Consider the following 16,091-nt stretch of genomic DNA (forward strand, 5'->3'; position numbering starts at 1 on the left):
TGGTCGCCTTCTATTGGCACGGGCGTGCGCGTGGCACCCCAGGTTCGCCCGGCAGTTCTTTGATGGCCGAAATGGTCGACTTAATTCAGGCCGCCGCCTTTGGACAGGAGCATCGCCAACATGACCGCCCTCCGGCCCGCACCCTCCCGCCTGGTCGCGACCGCCCTCGCCGACGTCGCGGAACTCGGCCCGTTCTTCTCGATCACGGTGGGCGGCCCGGACCCGGGGTGGCATCCGATGGCCGCCTCCTACGCCGCGGGGCTGCAGGATCTGGTCGCGGCCACGGCCCGGCGCTACCGCACCGGCGAGCTGCGGATCGCCGCGTCGGTCGTGCAGCTCGGGCACGCCGCCCGCCTCTGGTCGCCCGTCCTGGCCTGCGCGCTCGTCCACGGCGTCGTGCCCGACCTGGACGGGCTGCAGCGTGCCGACGAGGGGCCCCACCTGCGGGTTCCCGCCGCGCATGGCCGGCACGTGCCCGCGTCCGAACCGCCGGCCGGCGAGCTCTACCGGGCGGTGGTGACCGAGCACCTGGAGGCGCTGGCGGCCGGGTTGCACGTCAAGGTGGCGCCGCGGTTGCTGTACGGGAACGCGGCCTCCGCGCTGGTCGAGGCGGCGCGCGCGATCCTCGCGGCCCGGCCGGACCTGCGCGACCCCCTCGTCCGGCTCACCGGCCGGCTGCTGGACACCGGGCGGCTGGCGGGGACCGGTGACGTCATCGACGACGACCTGGCGTTCCGGCGCCGTAGCTGCTGCCTGTACTACCGGGTCCCCGACGGGGTGAAGTGTGAAGACTGCGCGCTGGTCTAGCGGTGGTCGCGGCCATGTGTTCGAGAGTTCCGCACAAGCGCGATCGCCGTGCACGGGAAGGCCGGTATCGCGGACGTTGGAATCGCCGGAGCCGGAAAGGGAACTCCTCCTTCGCGGGTGCCGGGCGGATCTGGCGGCTGGCCGCCCCGCTGATGGTGGCCGGGCTCACCCAGATCATCCTCAACGTCGTCGACACGGTCATGCTCGCGCGGCTGTCGACCGCGGCGCTGGGGGCGTTCGCGCTGGCGGCGCCGGTGTACCTGGTGGCCCTGGTCGTCGTCCGGGGGTGGGCCACCGCCGTCCAGATCCAGGTGGCCCGGCACCACGGGGCGGGCCGCCCGGGCGAGGTCGCCCGGGTGGTGCGGGTCGGCGTGCTCGTCTCCCTCGCCGCAGGCACGGCCGTGGGCGCCGTCCTGTACGCGGCGGCCACCCCCTTCCTGACCGTCCTGGGCGCCTCCGCGGAGCTGGTCGGGCCGGGTGCCGGCTACCTGCGGGTCCTGGCCTTCGCCGTCCCCCTGGCCGCCGTCTCCTTCACCGTCCAGGGGGCCTGCGCGGGCGTCGGGGTCACCCGGGTCGCCATGTACCACGCCCTGCTGGTCAACGCCGTCAACCTGCCGCTCGGCCTGGCCCTGATCTTCGGCGCGGGGTTCGGCGTCACCGGTGCGGCGGTCGCCACCCTGGTCGCGACCGGCACCGGCACCGCCTACCTGCTCGGGTACGGCAGGGCCAGGCTGCCGCGGGTTCCGGACGGCCCGATCGCCGCCGCCCGGACGGCCCGGGGCCTGTGGCGGATCGGCTGGCCCGAGATGAGCACGATGGGCATCGGGTACCTCAACGAGGCGCTCCTGGCCGGGTTCGCCGCCCGGATGGGCACCCACGACCTGGCGGCCTACCGCATCGTCGACAACCTCATCCTGGTGCTGTTCACCGTTCTCGTCTCGGCCACCACTGCCGTCACCGTCCTGGCCGGCCAGGAGCTGGGCGCCGGGGACCGGGAGCGGGCCGACGCCTGGCGGCGCGCGGGGCTGCGGCTGCTGGTCGTCCTGCTCGCCGTCCCCCTCGCCGCCGTGCTCCTGGCGGGCCGGCCACTGATCTCCCTGGTCACCACGGACGCCGCCGTCGCCGACCTCGCCTGGTCCATCGCGCCGCTGGCGCTGCTCAGCCTGGCCCCGCTGCTGGCCGGCATGGCCTACGCCGCCGTGCTGCGGGCCGCCGAGGACACCCGGGCCATCATGATCGCCTCGGTGGCCGGTGACTACGTCGCGCTCATCCCGCTCGCCTGGCTGCTGGGCGTCCACCTCGACCTGGGCCTCACCGGCCTCTACCTCGGCTGGACGGCGTTCGGGGTGCTCTACTCCCTGCTGCTCCACCTGCGCTACCGCCGGACGCGCCCCGGGCCGGGGCACCTCCGGTCACCGGCATCCGACGGACCGGAGGCTTCGCTGCCCTGACCGCTCGGTCGATCGGGGAGGCTTGTTCCGTACGGGTAGAGTGCGGCCGGAGAGGACGACCATGGCCCCACGGATCGACCCACGGATCGACGCGGAGACGGCCGCCGCCGAGCAGCCCCGCATCCCGCTGAGCCGGCGGCGGGTGCTGCGTGCCGCCGTGACGATCGCCGACCGTGACGGCCTCGACTCGCTCACGATGCGCCGGCTGGCGCAGGAGCTCGGGGTCGAGGCGATGTCGCTGTACCACCACGTCGCCAACAAGGAGGCGGTGCTGGAGGGCGTCATCGAGGTGATCCTCGGTGAGATCTTCGAGGCGGTGGAGGCGACCGCGGCGCCGGCGCCGGAGGAGGACTGGCGGGCGGCGCTGCGCGCCCGGATCCTCGCTGCCCGCGAGGTCCTGCTGCGCCATCGCTGGGCCCCGCGGGTACTGGAGTCGCGGCCCAGCATGAGCCCGGCGGTGATCGGCTACTACGACGGTGTGGTCGGGATCCTCCGGGCGGGCGGGTTCTCCTTCGACCTGGCGCACCGGGCGCTGCACGTGCTGGGCAGCCGCGCGCTCGGGTTCGCCCAGGAGCTGTTCGATCCCGACGGCGCCGCGGACGCGGATTCCAGCGAGATGATGGAGCAGATGGCCGACCGGTTCCCGCACCTCGTCGGGATGCTGGCGGACGCCGTCCACAACGACCCGGACGGCACCCTGGGTTTCTGCGACGACCAGTTCGAGTTCGAGTTCGCGCTCGACCTGATCCTCGACGGGCTGGAACGGCGCCGCGCCGGGGCGTGAGCCCGCCGGACGCCCTGTCACCTTCTGTCACTGGGTAGGCCGATTTCCGCTGCGCCCCTTGACTGCCTTACGCCGTACGATAACCTTACGGCGTATGACAGCCTTACGGCGTACGACGGAAGGAAGCCCCATGAAGGCCTGGACCTGGGAACGCTACGGCTCGCCCGACACACTGACCCTCCGGGACGTCGACGAGCCCGCCATCGCCCCCGACGAGGTGCTGGTGCGAGTGCGCGCCGCCTCCGTCAACCCCTACGACTGGCGGCACCTGCGGGCCGACCCGTACCTGGTGCGGCTGAGCTACGGCCTGCGGCGGCCGAAGGCGGGCCTGATCCTCGGCGCCGACCTGGCCGGCGTCGTCGAGCGGGTGGGCGACGAGGTGACCGGCTTCCGCCCCGGCGACGAGGTCTTCGGGGAGGTCCCGCTGGGCTCCTTCGCCGAGACCGTCGCCGTCCCGCAGGACAGGCTCGCCGTCAAGCCCGCCGGCCTCTCCTTCGAGCAGGCGGCGGCCGTGTCGATGGCCGCGCACACCGCCCTGCAGGGGCTGCGGGACGTCGGGCAGATCGAGGCCGGGCAGCGGGTCCTCGTCCACGGGGCCTCCGGCGGCATCGGCACGTTCGCCGTCCAACTCGCCAAGGCGTTCGGCGCCGAGGTCACCGCCGTCTGCAGCACCCGCAACCTCGAACTGGTCCGCTCCCTGGGCGCCGACCACGTCGTGGACTACACCAGCACGGACTTCACGCAGCGTGAAGAGCGGTACGACCTGCTCATGGACATCGTGGGCGACCGGTCCCTGGCGAAGCTCCGGAGCGTCCTGACGCCGGGCGGGACGCTCGTGATCGTCGGCGGTATCGCCGCGAGCAACCGGCTGCTCGGCCCCGCGGCGCAGATACTCCGCGGTGCCCTCGTCGCCCGCTTCGTCCGGCACCGCGTCGTCTCCGTCAGCTGGAAACCCAACGCGAAGGACCTGCGGTTCCTGGCGGAGCTCATGGAGGCGGGACGGGTCACGCCCGTCATCGACCGGACGTACGCGTTCACCGAGGTCCCCGAGGCGCTGCGCTACCTCGAACGCCGGCGCGCCCGCGGCAAGGTCGCCATCACCGTCTGATCGGCGCTCAGCTCGGGGTGAAGGTGACGGGCAGGTGCTTGAGCCCGCGCAGGCCGCCCCAGTGCCACTGCAACCGGGCGGCCGGCTCGGCCAGCGCGATGTCGGGCAGCCGCCGTAGCAGGGTGCCGATGGCGATCTGCCCTTCGAGCCTGGCCAGGGGCGCGCCCAGGCAGTAGTGGATGCCGTGCCCGAAGGCCAGGTGGGAGTTGTCCGTCCGGGAGACGTCGAGCCGGTCCGGCTCGGGGAAGCGCGCGGGGTCGCGGTCGGCGACCGCCAGGGCGAGGACGACGGTGTCGCCGCGCGGGATCCGGACCCCCGCCAGCTCGATGTCCTCGGTGGGGAAGCGCGTCATGCCGGGGTTGACGGGCCCGTCGTAGCGCAGGAACTCCTCGACCGCGGCCGGCAGCAGCTCCGGGTCCGCCCGCAGCAGGTCCAACTGGTCGGGGTGGGCGAGCAGGTGCGCCATGCCGCTGCCGATCAGGTTGACCGTGGTGATGTAACCGGCGACGAGCAGCAGGAACGTCATGGCGAGGAGTTCTTCCCCGTCGAGGCGCTGCTCGTCGTCGTGGGCGGTGATGAGCGCGCTGATCAGGTCCTCGCCGGGATCGGCCCGCTTGGCGGCGAGGAGGCCCTCCAGGTAGGCCCGCATGTGGGACCAGGCCTCGCGCAGCCGTTCGCGGTCCGGCCCGCCGTCCCGCTGGTCGAGCATGACGTCGGTCCACGCCTGGAAGCGGTCGCGGTCGTCGGCGGGAACGCCCAGCAGCTCGCTGATCACCGTGACCGGCAGCGGCAGCGCGAAGTCGTCGATGAGGTCGGCCCGGCCCAGCGGCGTGACCGCGTCGAGCAGCTGGTCGGCGATCTTCTGGATGCGGGGGCGCAGCTCGGCGGTGCGGCGCGCGGTGAACGCCTTGGACACCAGCCGCCGCAGCCGGGTGTGGTCGGGCGGGTTGCGGCGGAGCATGTCCCGCGGGAACGGCTCCAGTTGCGCGCGCAGCATCGGGTCCGTCGCGTCGTCGATGTCGCTGCTCATCCGCGGGTCGGAGATGAGCGCCAGCGCGTCCTCGTACCGGGTGACCAGCCACGCCGGCATCCCGCCGGCCAGCACCACCTGGTGGATCGGGCCCGCTTCCCGCAGCGTGTTGAGGAAGGGGAACGGATCGGCGATGAACGCCGGATCGTCGTAGGGGAAAAGGACCGGCTGCCGGCTCGTCGCCATCTCGCGCTCCCGCACCATGGTGTTCGACGTGGTGGACGCCACCGCCGGGTCTCGTTGTCGCGTGGAGCCGGCCGTCGTCGGCCGGCACGCCCGGCGCCGAACTGAACCCCCCGGCGGCGCCCTGCGGACGGTTACTGGTGTTCCCGGGACGGCAGAGCCCAAGCGCCGGCTCGGAGGCGTCCCACCAGGGCGTATTCGCCCGAAACCACCGCTCAAGGGGGCGACTCGCCGCCGCCGGGCCCACTGATCGTGACTCCAGGCAACCAACGCGTCACTTTCCTGTGAGGCCAAGGGCGCCGTGTGGGCAGAGTCCCCTATCGGGAATACGGGGACGAGAGGGGCATGGCGAGCCCCTTTCAGCGAGACAAGGTCCGGCTGGTCTTCGACGCCATGGACGGCGACGGGGACGGCGCCCTCCGCGAGACGGACTTCGAAGCCCTCGCCCGCCGGTGGGCGGCGGTCCGGGTCGCGGGCGACGAGGAACGGCTCCTGGCGGTCATGCGCGGCTGGTGGAGCACCCTGGCCCGGCACTCCCGGACGGCCGACGCGGTCGCGATCGACGATGTCCTGACCGTCGTCGACCTGCTCAAGGCCATGCCGGAGGCGGTCACCGCGACCGCCGACACGATGTTCGAGGCCGTGGACGAGAACCGGGACGGCCTCATCTCCCCGGCCGAGTACCGGCGGATGATCGAGGCGTGGCGCGGTGGCCCCGCCGAGGTCGGCGACACCTTCGCCCTGCTGGACTCGGACGGCGACGGCGCGATCTCCCGGGAGGAGTTCGCCGCCCACTGGTACGAGTTCTGGGCGGGGGACGACCCCGCCGCCCCGGGCAGCCGGGTCTTCGGGCGCGTCCCGGGCTGACCGCCGGCGCGCCGCGGCACCGAACCCGCCCGATGATCTGGACATTGCGGACTTGTAGGTTGTAACCGCCGTCCTCTAGGCTCACGCTCCGGTTAGGCGTGCCTAACCCGAACCAGCGTGATCAACGGGGAAACGGCAGGTGGCGGCGGGTGGCGGGGACTCCCAGGCGGCTCGCCGTGCTGGCGGGGTCGGCCGTGCTGCTGCTGGCCGCCGTGCTGGCGAGCCTGGCGGCCGGCAGCCGGGGCATCGCGCCCGGCGACGTGCTGCACGCCCTCCTGCACGCCGGCGACGACGACGAGACCCTGATCGTGCGCTCCCTGCGGGTGCCCCGGACGGTCATCGGCGTGGCCGTCGGCGCCGGCCTGGCCGTGGCCGGGGTCCTGATGCAGGCGCTCACCCGCAACCCGCTGGCCGACCCGCGGATCATGGGCGTCTCCTCGGGGGCCTCGCTGGGCGTGGTCGTGGCGATCAGCGTCCTCGGGCTGACCACGCTGCCGTCCTACATCTGGTTCGGGGTCGCCGGCGCCGCGCTGGCGGGGGCCTTCGTCTACGCGGTGGCGGCACGGACCCGCGACGGGGCCTCACCGGTCACGCTGGCACTGACCGGCACCGCGCTGGACGCCTCCCTCACCGGCGTGGTGATCGCCGTGCTCACCCTCAGCACGCAGACCTTCGACCAGTACCGTTTCTGGGCGGTCGGGTCGCTGGCCGGCCGGTCCGGCGAGGTCGCGCTGTGGGTGCTGCCGTTCGTGGCCGCCGGTGTCCTGCTGGCCTTCGCCGTCGCGAGCGGGCTGGACGCGCTCGCCCTCGGTGACGACGTCGCCCGGGGGCTCGGCCACGACGTCGGCCGGGTGCGGCTGGTCGCCGCCGTCGCGGCGATCGTGCTCGCCGGCGCCGCGGTCGCCGCCGCCGGGCCGGTCGGGTTCGTCGGGCTCGCCGTGCCGCACCTGGCCCGCGGGCTGGTCGGCGCCGCGCACCGCTGGGTGATGGCGGTCTCGCTGCTGCTCGGCCCCGCCCTGCTGCTCGCCGCGGACGTGATCGGCCGGCTGATCGTCCCGCCTGCCGAAGTCAAGGCCGGGATCGTCACCGCCCTCCTCGGCGCGCCGCTGCTGATTCTGCTCGTCCGCCGGGGCCGGACGGTGACCGCGTGAGAACGGCCCATCCGGCGGCGGGCCGCACGGTCCTGACCGCCGGCGCGACGACGTTCGTGCTGCGCCGCCGCGCCGCCGCCGCGTTCCTCGTCCTGACCGCGCTCACCGCGGCCGCGGTGGTGCTCTCGCTCGGCGTCGGCAGCACGTACATCGCACCCGGTGACGTCGTCCGCGCCCTCGCGGGCGACGGCCCCTTCACCGTCGTCGTCCAGGACCTGCGGCTGCCCCGGGTCGTGGTGGCGCTCGCCGTCGGCGCCCTGTTCGGGCTGTCCGGGGCGCTCCTGCAGTCGATCGCGCGCAACCCCCTCGCCAGCCCGGACGTCGTCGGCATCAGCCAGGGCGCCGGGCTCGCCGCCACGATCGTGGTGAGCGCCGGTCTGGGCGCCGCCTGGCTGGGGCCGCTCGCGCTGCTGGGCGGGCTGGCGGCGGCCACCGCGGTGCTCGCGCTGTCGTGGCGGTACGGGCTGGCCGCGCACCGCTTCGTGCTCTGCGGGATCGCCGTCGCCCTGGCGACGAAGGCGCTCACCGAGGTCTTCATCGCCGGCGCCGACCCGATCGACGGGCAGCGGGCGCAGGTCTGGCTGGCGGGCAGCCTGGCCGGGACGGGGTACGACGAGGCCCGCGTCCTGCTGATCCCGCTGGCCGTGCTCCTGCCGGTCCTGCTGTGGGCGGGCCGGGCGATGGACACCACCGGGCTGGACGACGACGTCGCCCGCGGCTTGGGCGTCCGGGTGGAGCGGCGGCGTCTCGCGCTGGGCGCCGTGGCGGTGCTGCTCGCCGCGCTGGCCATCTCCCAGGCGGGTGCCGTCGACTTCGTGGCGCTGGCCGCGGCCCAGCTCGCCCGGCGCACCGTCCGCGCCGAGCGCCCGCCGCTGGCCTGTTCCGCGCTCACCGGAGCGCTGCTGACCGTGGTCGCCGACCTTGTCGCGCGCACCGCGTTCGCGCCCGTCCAGCTTCCCGTCGGCGTGCTGACCGCCGTCCTCGGGGGCCCCTACCTGCTCTGGCTGCTGCTGCGGAGGACCCGATGACGATCCAGCCCAAGGGAGGGTCGCGCCACCCCGTCCGGCTGGCCGCCCGCGACCTCAGCGCCGGATACGGCGACCGGCTGGTCATCGAGGGCCTCGACCTGGAACTCCCGGGCGGCGCGTTCACGGTGGTCATCGGCCCGAACGCCTGCGGGAAGTCGACGCTGCTGCGGACGCTCGCCCGGTTGCTGTCCCCGCGCGGCGGTGCCGCGCTCATCGACGGCGCCGACCTGCACGGCCTGCCCACCCGGGAGCTGGCCCGCCGGATCAGCGTGCTGCCGCAGAGCCCGGTCGTCCCCGAGGGGATGAGCGTGGCCGACCTGGTGGCGCGCGGCCGGCAGCCGTACCAGCGCTGGTTCCGGCAGTGGAGCGCGCAGGACACCGCCGCGGTCGAGCAGGCGCTGGCCCTGACCGGCCTGACCGACCTGCGGGACCGCGGCGTGGACGCCCTGTCGGGCGGGCAGCGGCAGCGGGTGTGGATCGCCATGACGCTCGCGCAGGACACCGACGCGCTCCTGCTCGACGAACCGACCACCTACCTGGACCTCGCCCACCAGATCGAGGTCCTCGACCTGCTGCGGCGGCTGAACCGCGACGGCGGGCGCACGGTGATCGCCGTGCTGCACGACCTCAACCAGGCGTGCCGCTACGCCGACCACCTCGTCGTCATGAAGGCGGGCCGGGTGGTCGACCAGGGCCCGCCCGCCCAGGTGATGAACGCCGAGTGCCTGGCCGACGTGTTCGGCCTGGCCGGCGTCGTGGTGCCCTGTCCCGCCACGGGGGCGCCGATGGTCGTGCCGGACGCCCCGGCATGAACGAAACGAACGGAGAACGACTGTGAAGTTCCATGGGCTCAGGCGACGGCTGGGGCTGACCGTGGCCGTCGCGATGGCGGGCGGGCTGGCCCTGACCGCGTGCGGGGGCGGTGACTCCGCGACGGCCACCGGGCCCACCCGCCTGGTCAAGCACGCCATGGCCCAGACCGAGGTGCCGGAGCACCCGAAGCGGATCGTGGTCCTGGACCAGGACAAGCTGGACAGCCTCTACACCCTCGGCATCACCCCGGTCGGCGCCGCGCTGCCGGACCAGACGTCCGGCATGCCCAAGTACCTGGGCCCCGGCTTCGCCAAGGTGAAGAAGGTGGGAACGCTCCAGGAACCCGACCTGGAGGCGATCGCGGCACTCAAGCCCGACCTCATCCTGGGGTCGAAGTTCCGCCAGGAGAAGTTCTACGCCGAGCTGGCGAAGATCGCTCCCACCGTGTTCACCGAGAAGGTGGGGATCACCTGGAAGGAGAACTTCCTGCTGGACGCCGAGGCGGCCGGCAAGAAGGACGAGGGCCGGCAGAAGCTCCAGACCTACGAGGCGCAGGCCAAGGAGCTGGGCCGGCAGCTCGGCGACCCGGCCAAGGTGAAGATCAGCCTCGTCCGCTTCCGCCCCGACGAGATCCGCCAGTACGGGCCCGAGTCGTTCGCCGGGATCGTGCTGAACGACATCGGCCTCGGCCGCCCGAAGGCCCAACTGCTGGAGGGCGCGGACGACCGCAGGTTCGCGGCGCTCAGCCCGGAACGGATCGCCGAGGCCGACGGAGACATGATCTTCGTCAGCGCGTTCGGCCAGAAGGCGGCCGAGCGGCAGTCGACGGTGACCGCCGGCCCGCTGTGGAAGAAGCTCGCCGCCGTGCAGGCCGGGCACGTGCAGGTCGTGGACGACGAGACCTGGATGACCGGCATCGGCGTCACGGCCGCCGGGAAGATCATGAACGACGTGCGGACGTACGTGACGCCCCTGACCAAGGGGTGACCGCGTTCCGGTGACGCCCGCCCGGGGTGCGCGACGGCACCGTCCGGCCCGGCGGCCGGCAGGTGACGGCGCCGACGTCGGCCGGCGATCGGCATCCCCTGCCGGCCGCCGCCGAGCGGAACCACAGGCCGCCGGGCCGCGGTTCCACCCGGCGGCGGCCGGCGGGGTGGCCGGAGTCCCGGGCGGCCACATGACGGGAGGCGAGGGCGCGTGGGACGATGCTGGCGCCGGAACCGGTGCGTCCCCCTTCTTGAGCTACCGGAGTTCCCATGAGCGAGCGGAACCGTCCTCGGCCCGCACCAGAACCACCGGAGCCCGCGCTCCCCGCCGAGGCCCCGACGGGCGTCGGTGACTTCCGCGGCGTGGTCCTCGACCCCGCCGACGACATCGAGACGGTGGCGGAACCCCCGGCGGAGCCCGCGCAGCCGCCCGGGCCCGAGCCGCGCTGACGGCATGGTCCCCTCGTCCGTCGGCTCGGTCGTCGTCTTCCTCCTGCTGGTCACCCCGGGCGCGGCGTTCGAACTGCTGTGGCAGCGCACCCGCCCGCGCCGGGACGAGAGCGCCTTCATCGAGATCAGCCGGGTGCTGCTGACCGGGGTGCTGCTCAGCGGCGCGGCGATCGCGACCCTGATGGCGGTCGAGGCACTGGTCCCCGGCGCCGCGGTGGACCTCTTCGCGCTGCTGCGGGACGGCGAACGGTACGTCGACCGGCACCCGGCGCTGGTCGTGGGCACCCTCGCCGCCGGCCTGGCCGTCGCGCTGCTCTACGGCGTGGCCGCGCACGACCTGCTGACGGCGCCCACGGCACGGCGGATCGCGCACGAGACCGTGTGGCACACCGCGTTCGGCCGGCTGCCCGGCCCGCGCGCCCGCGCCTTCCTCAGCGTCCAGCTCAGGGACGGCACCACGATCATGGGTTACGCGGCCGGGTACTCCACCGAACCCGATCCGGCCCGGCGCGACCTGATGCTCGCCGCACCGCTGACGATGCGGCGTCCCGGCGCGGAGGAGGCCACGGCGCTGGCGGGAAGCTGGCAGGTGATGGTGGTCGCGGGCGCCGAGATCAGCACGATCGCGGCCGCCTACGTCGACCGGCCCGCCGCCGCGCCCGGGCCTCGCCCGCGCCCCGCCGTGCCCTTCGCGCGACGGCGCTGGGCCGTCGCGCTCGCCGGTGTCCTGGCCGTCCTCGCCGTCCTGGTTGTGACGGCCGCGCTCTGACCCGGAGGCCGGCGTGTGGCACCGCCTCGAACGAAGGCTCCACCTCCGCGAGGTGACCGCCTCCGTCGAGCTCGCCCGGCGCGCCGACGAGGAGTGGGCCTCGATCCGCTCGCTCCCCGAGGAGGAGTACGACGAGCTGGTGGACGCGCTGCACGCCATGCTCGCGGACGAGGACCTGGACGCCAGGGCCCGCCGGCTCCGGGAACGGCACCTGGACGGGGGGCGGTTCGACCTGCGCGTCGCCACGGCGCTCGCCCGGTTGAGCTGGTACCGCCACCTCTTCCTCCCGGACCGGATACCGCCGGCGGAACTGGCCTCCGCGGTCACGCTGTTCCGCCAGGTCCACGCCGAGGACCCCCGGCAGGTCCCCGCCCTCCTGGTCCCGGCCTTCGACCCCGGTGCGGACTCCGGACGGGACGAGGACGACCTGGACGTGCTGACGGTGGCCGCGTGGGACCTGATCGCCTGCGGCGACGAGCACCGCGACGACGCGACGGCGCTGGCCCTGGCCGCCGCCGGGCTGGCTGGCCGGCTGCCGGAGGTCTCCGTGGACCAGCGCGCCGAATTAGCCGAGACGCTGGCCGAATGCGGCCTGACCGAGCGCGCCCTGGCCGAGATGCGCGTGGTGGTGGCGCGGACGCCGGGCGACGACGACGCCCGTCTCCGGTGGGTGGTGGCGCTCGTCGCGCTGGCGGCCGAGATCGACGCCGAGCCCCCGGCGCATCCGCTGCCCGGAACGCTGGCGCTCCTGCTGGCGGAGGTGCGCGCGGCCGCCCCGGAGAACCCGTCCCTGCCGGAAGTGGTCCGGGACCTGGCGAGCTCGACCCTGGCGGCCCTGCGGGACGGGCTGGACGTCCCCCACGAGCACGTTGCGGAGGTGCTCCGCGCGGTGGAGCGTGTCCCCGAGGACGCCCCGGAGCACGCCGAGGCCCTGTGGGACGCCCTGCTCGCGGCGGCCTACCACGTCCTGGAACCCGAGGACGCCGCCGAGCCCGGCGAGCTGCGGCACACCATCGAGAGCCGGCTCGGCCGCCACTTCGGGCGGGACGGCCACCCGACGTCCGACCTGGCGGTGGCCACGGAGGTGGCGGACCTCTGCTGGGACCGGTTCCTGGCCTGGCCGGACCACGTCCCCGACGGGAAGCTCGCGTTCGCGGTCGCGCTCTTCCAGCGGTTGCCCGCGGTGCACCGGGATTCGGTCCCCGAACTCCTCCGGCCGTCGCTGGACCCGGGCCTGCACGAGACCGGGACGGACGAGGAGGACGTGTGGGTGCTGGCGTTGTGCGCGTGCCGGCTGTTCTCCTACGCGGACGGGGCGGAGCCGCGCCGCGAGTTCCTCGACCACGCCCGCGGCCTGACCACGCGCGCCAGGACGCTTGGCCGGCGGCTCGGCACGCCGACCGGGGCGGACGTGCGGGCCATGCTGGCCACGGCCCTGCTCCACCTCTTCGGGATCACCGACGACCATGAACTGCTGGACGAGGCCGAGGAACTCGTCGCCTCCTTCGAACCGGACCTGCTCGGCGGGCTCACCGGCGACGGAACGGGCACGATCGAGGACCGGCGCGCCGCCCTGATCCGGTCGCGGGACGCGGAGCGCGCGGCCGCGAACCCGGCCCAGGGGGAGATCTCCCTCCTGGAGACGCTCGCCGACGTCCGCTGGTACCGCTACCAGCACGGAGCGGAGACGACCGGCGCCGACCTGGCCCTGGTGATCGCGCTGTACGAACACCTCCACGTGGCCGCCCCGGAGGTGGTGCCCAACGGGCTGCGGGTCCTGATTGAGCCGGGCTTCGGGTGGGGGGCCCACGGCGACGAGGGGGATGCCGCGGCCCTGGCGGCATGGGCCGTCGACCTGTTCGACTACGCCGGGGCGGAAGCCGTCCCCGGCCAGGACGCACCGCCCAGCCGCTTCCTGGAGTACGCGTTCGGCCTCACCGCCCGGTCGGCGGCACTGGTCGAACGGCTCGCCGACCCGGGCCCGCTGGCCCACGCCGCGCTGGCCGGTGCCCTGCTGGACGGGTTCGACCACACCGGCGACCAGGCCGTTCTCGACCAGGCCGTGGAGCACGCCCGGGCGGCCGTGGCGCGGACCCCGCCGGACGACGGCGACCGGCTCATCCGCCTGGTCGTCCTGGGCCGGGCGCTGATGCAGGTCGCCGACACCAGGAGGGACCCCGCCGCCCTGCAGGAGGCGATGGACCTGCTCCGTCCCGTGGTGGAGGCGGCCGACACCGGAAATCCCCACACGGCGTTGGTGGCGGGCGTTCTCGCGGGAGCGCACGGCGTTCGGAGCGGGTGGAACACGGGGATGGAGGTCGCCGCCGAGACCATGCGGGAGTTCCGCCGGCTCATGCCGCTGATCCCGGAGGGCACCCCGGGCCGGACCGAGCTGGCCATGGCCGGCATCACGGCGGAGATGAACTACTTCACCTCCGTCAACGACGCGGGCGGAGCGCGCCAGAGCAGGGCCGAGCTCGACCGGATACTGGCCCGGATGCCCGCGGGAACCTCGCTGTACGACATCGGCCGGCTGGCGTCGGCGGCGTTCGCCGTGTTCGAACATCTCCTTGACGCAGGCACCCTGCGCGAGCAAGCCCTGCTCTCGACGCCCGGGCCGGTGCGCGACGCGGCGCTCGACCGCGCCCTGGCCCGCTACCGGGAGCTGTTCCAGAGCGTCCGCTCGCTGAGCCCGCTGGAACGAGCGGACCAGCTCTCCGTGTTCGTCACCATGCTGATCTCGGTGGACACGGCGCGGGGCTCCTTCACACCGGACAGCGACGAGTGGCTCACCCTGCTGGAGGAGGCGCTGGCCGGCATCCCCGCCGGCAGCGAGCAGTACCGGCTGCTCCGCGGCGAACTCGGCTGGATGCTGCTGTACCGGTACCGGCTGCGCCGGGACACCGCCGATCTCGACCGCGCGATCGCGCTGCTGCGCCACCGGCTCGCCGACCCGGCCGGCACCGACGACCCCGGCTCCCGGCACCTGGCCGCCGGCAATCTGGGCGCGGCGTTACGGGAGCGCTACCTGCTCACCGGCGACGAGGACTCCTACCGGGAGGGCATGGCGGCCCTGCGGAGCGTGGTCGACGCCTCCGCCGCCAGGGTCCTCGAACGGCTGGCGAGCGCCCTGATCGCCGCGCAGCTCGCCGCGGACGCCGGCCGCTGGCCCGCGGCCACCGAGGTGCTCGCCCGGGGCGTCGCGCTCGTGGCCCGCCTGACCTGGCGCGGGCTGAACCGTCCGTCCCAGGAGAAGGCGCTGGTGATGTGGGCGGACGCGACGAAGGAGGCGGCCGCCGCCGCGGTCCGGGCCGGCGACCCCGGCCGCGCCGTGGAACTGCTCGAACAGGGCCGGGCGTCCCTGTCCCACCAGGCGCTCGACACCCGCGGCGACACCTCCCGGCTCAGGGACGAGCACCCGGACCTCGCCCGGCGGCTCGACGGGATCGACGCCGCGATCGAGCGGACCGGTGACCACGCCCGGCGGCACGCGCTCGCGGCGGAGTGGGACGCGCTGGTCGCCGAGATTCGGTCGCGCCCCGGTCTCGCGCGCTTCCTGCGTCCCCCCGGCCACGCGGAGCTGCGCCCGGCCCCCGGGCAGACGGTCGTCATGGTCAACCCCGCCGACTTCGGCTCCTGCGCGCTGGTCGCCACCGACGCCGGCGTCCGCACCGTGGCGCTGCCCGCCCTGACCACCGGGGGCGTCCGGGAGCACGTCGAGACCTTCCACGCCGCGATCGACCGCCGCGTCCGGGCCGCGGACGACCGGGAGCGGCGGGCCGCCGCGGACACGATGACCGCCGTGCTGGACTGGCTGTGGCACACCACCGCCGAACCGATCCTGGCCGACCTGGGCCACACCCGCGCCCCCGCCCCCGGCGCGCCGTGGCCTCGGGTGCACTGGTGCCCGACCTGGCTGCTGGGCTTCCTGCCCCTGCACGCGGCCGCGTCCCGCGACACCGGCGCCGCCGTGCTGGACCGGGTGGCCTCCTCCTACACGATCAGCCTGCGCATGTTGCGGGCGGTCACCCGGCGCGCCGACCCCGCGTCCCCCGCGCGTTCCCTGCTGGTGGTGTCCCTGCCGGACACCCCGGGACTGCCACCGCTGCCCGGGGCCCGGCGGGAGTCGGCCCACCTGGCCGGCCTGCCCGTGCCCGCCACGACGCTCACCGGGGACCGCGCGACCCGGGACGCGGTCCGCGGTGCCCTGGCCGGCCACCCGTGGGCCCACTTCTCCTGCCACGCGGCGCAGGACCCGCTGAACCCGAGCCGGGGACGGATCTTCCTGCACGACCACAAGGCCGCCCCGTTCACCGTTCTGGACATCTCCCGGCTGCGCCTGGAGGACGCCCGGCTGGCCTTCCTGTCAGCCTGCGAGACCGCGCGCGGCGGCCTCCGGCTGCCCGACGAGGCGCTGCATCTCGGCGGCGCGCTGCAACTCGCGGGCTTCCAGCACGTGATCGCCACGATGTGGCCGGTCGAGGACGAGGTCGCCGCCTGGATGACCGCGCGGATGTACGACCGGATGCACACCGCCGGGGCGCTGGACCCGGCCCGGGCCGCCCTGGCCCTGCACGAGGCGGCACGCGCCCTCCGCCACCGGCACCCGGCCGACCCGATCCTGTGGGCGAGCCACCTCCACTTCGGCCCCTGAGCCCCGGCCG

At 74.5% G+C, this 16,091-nt stretch carries 13 protein-coding genes; 12 read left to right on the top strand and 1 reads right to left on the bottom strand.

All coding sequences use genetic code 11. The features are described from left to right. Positions 1 to 120 precede the first annotated feature (120 nt). From DPM19_RS23025 to DPM19_RS23040, 4 genes are all read left to right on the top strand, one after another. On the top strand, positions 121 to 807 hold the full coding sequence (locus DPM19_RS23025) for a (2Fe-2S)-binding protein (RefSeq protein ID WP_111870075.1): 687 nt from the start codon (positions 121 to 123) through the stop codon (positions 805 to 807). Between the two features lie 152 nt (positions 808 to 959). Further along, positions 960 to 2,258, top strand: a complete 1,299-nt coding sequence (locus tag DPM19_RS23030) for an MATE family efflux transporter (protein WP_158566858.1) — start codon at positions 960 to 962, stop codon at positions 2,256 to 2,258. Positions 2,259 to 2,319: 61 nt separating this feature from the next. Next, complete coding sequence (locus DPM19_RS23035; RefSeq protein ID WP_111870077.1) at positions 2,320 to 3,042, top strand: TetR/AcrR family transcriptional regulator; 723 nt, start codon at positions 2,320 to 2,322, stop codon at positions 3,040 to 3,042. Positions 3,043 to 3,172: 130 nt separating this feature from the next. Continuing rightward, positions 3,173 to 4,150 carry an NAD(P)-dependent alcohol dehydrogenase gene (locus DPM19_RS23040; RefSeq protein WP_111870078.1) on the top strand — a complete coding sequence of 326 codons (978 nt, stop codon included), beginning with the start codon at positions 3,173 to 3,175 and terminating at the stop codon, positions 4,148 to 4,150. 7 nt (positions 4,151 to 4,157) lie between these two features. Here the strand turns inward: DPM19_RS23040 and DPM19_RS23045 are convergent, their stop codons facing one another. Continuing rightward, positions 4,158 to 5,408 carry a cytochrome P450 family protein gene (locus DPM19_RS23045; RefSeq protein ID WP_233510655.1) on the bottom strand — a complete coding sequence of 417 codons (1,251 nt, stop codon included), beginning with the start codon at positions 5,406 to 5,408 and terminating at the stop codon, positions 4,158 to 4,160. A 300-nt stretch (positions 5,409 to 5,708) separates the two neighbouring features. Between DPM19_RS23045 and DPM19_RS23050 the strand changes: the two genes are divergently transcribed. The 8 genes from DPM19_RS23050 to DPM19_RS23085 all read left to right on the top strand — a co-directional run bounded on the left by DPM19_RS23050 (position 5,709) and on the right by DPM19_RS23085 (position 16,081). Then, complete coding sequence (locus DPM19_RS23050) at positions 5,709 to 6,230, top strand: EF-hand domain-containing protein (protein ID WP_111870079.1); 522 nt, start codon at positions 5,709 to 5,711, stop codon at positions 6,228 to 6,230. Between the two features lie 149 nt (positions 6,231 to 6,379). Then, positions 6,380 to 7,381: a FecCD family ABC transporter permease gene (locus tag DPM19_RS23055; protein ID WP_233510656.1), complete on the top strand. Its 1,002-nt coding sequence runs from the start codon at positions 6,380 to 6,382 to the stop codon at positions 7,379 to 7,381. After that, positions 7,378 to 8,409, top strand: a complete 1,032-nt coding sequence (locus DPM19_RS23060; protein ID WP_199485236.1) for a FecCD family ABC transporter permease — start codon at positions 7,378 to 7,380, stop codon at positions 8,407 to 8,409. Before DPM19_RS23055 ends, DPM19_RS23060 begins: the two co-directional genes overlap by 4 nt. Then, positions 8,406 to 9,221: an ABC transporter ATP-binding protein gene (locus tag DPM19_RS23065; protein ID WP_111870080.1), complete on the top strand. Its 816-nt coding sequence runs from the start codon at positions 8,406 to 8,408 to the stop codon at positions 9,219 to 9,221. Before DPM19_RS23060 ends, DPM19_RS23065 begins: the two co-directional genes overlap by 4 nt. Positions 9,222 to 9,243: 22 nt before the next feature. After that, on the top strand, positions 9,244 to 10,209 hold the full coding sequence (locus DPM19_RS23070) for an ABC transporter substrate-binding protein (RefSeq protein ID WP_233510657.1): 966 nt from the start codon (positions 9,244 to 9,246) through the stop codon (positions 10,207 to 10,209). Between the two features lie 269 nt (positions 10,210 to 10,478). Next, a complete protein-coding gene (locus DPM19_RS23075; protein WP_111870081.1) occupies positions 10,479 to 10,658 on the top strand; it encodes a hypothetical protein in 180 nt (59 codons plus the stop codon). Between the two features lie 4 nt (positions 10,659 to 10,662). Continuing rightward, entirely contained in the window at positions 10,663 to 11,427 is a 765-nt protein-coding gene (locus DPM19_RS23080) for a DUF6338 family protein (protein WP_111870082.1), read from the top strand. Between the two features lie 52 nt (positions 11,428 to 11,479). After that, positions 11,480 to 16,081 (top strand): CHAT domain-containing protein, encoded by a 4,602-nt coding sequence (locus DPM19_RS23085; RefSeq protein WP_146778958.1) that lies wholly within the window; start codon positions 11,480 to 11,482, stop codon positions 16,079 to 16,081. Positions 16,082 to 16,091: the final 10 nt, after the last annotated feature.

The sequence above is a fragment of the Actinomadura craniellae genome, from assembly GCF_003289645.1.
GTDB classification, from domain to species: Bacteria; Actinomycetota; Actinomycetes; order Streptosporangiales; family Streptosporangiaceae; genus Actinomadura_D; species Actinomadura_D craniellae.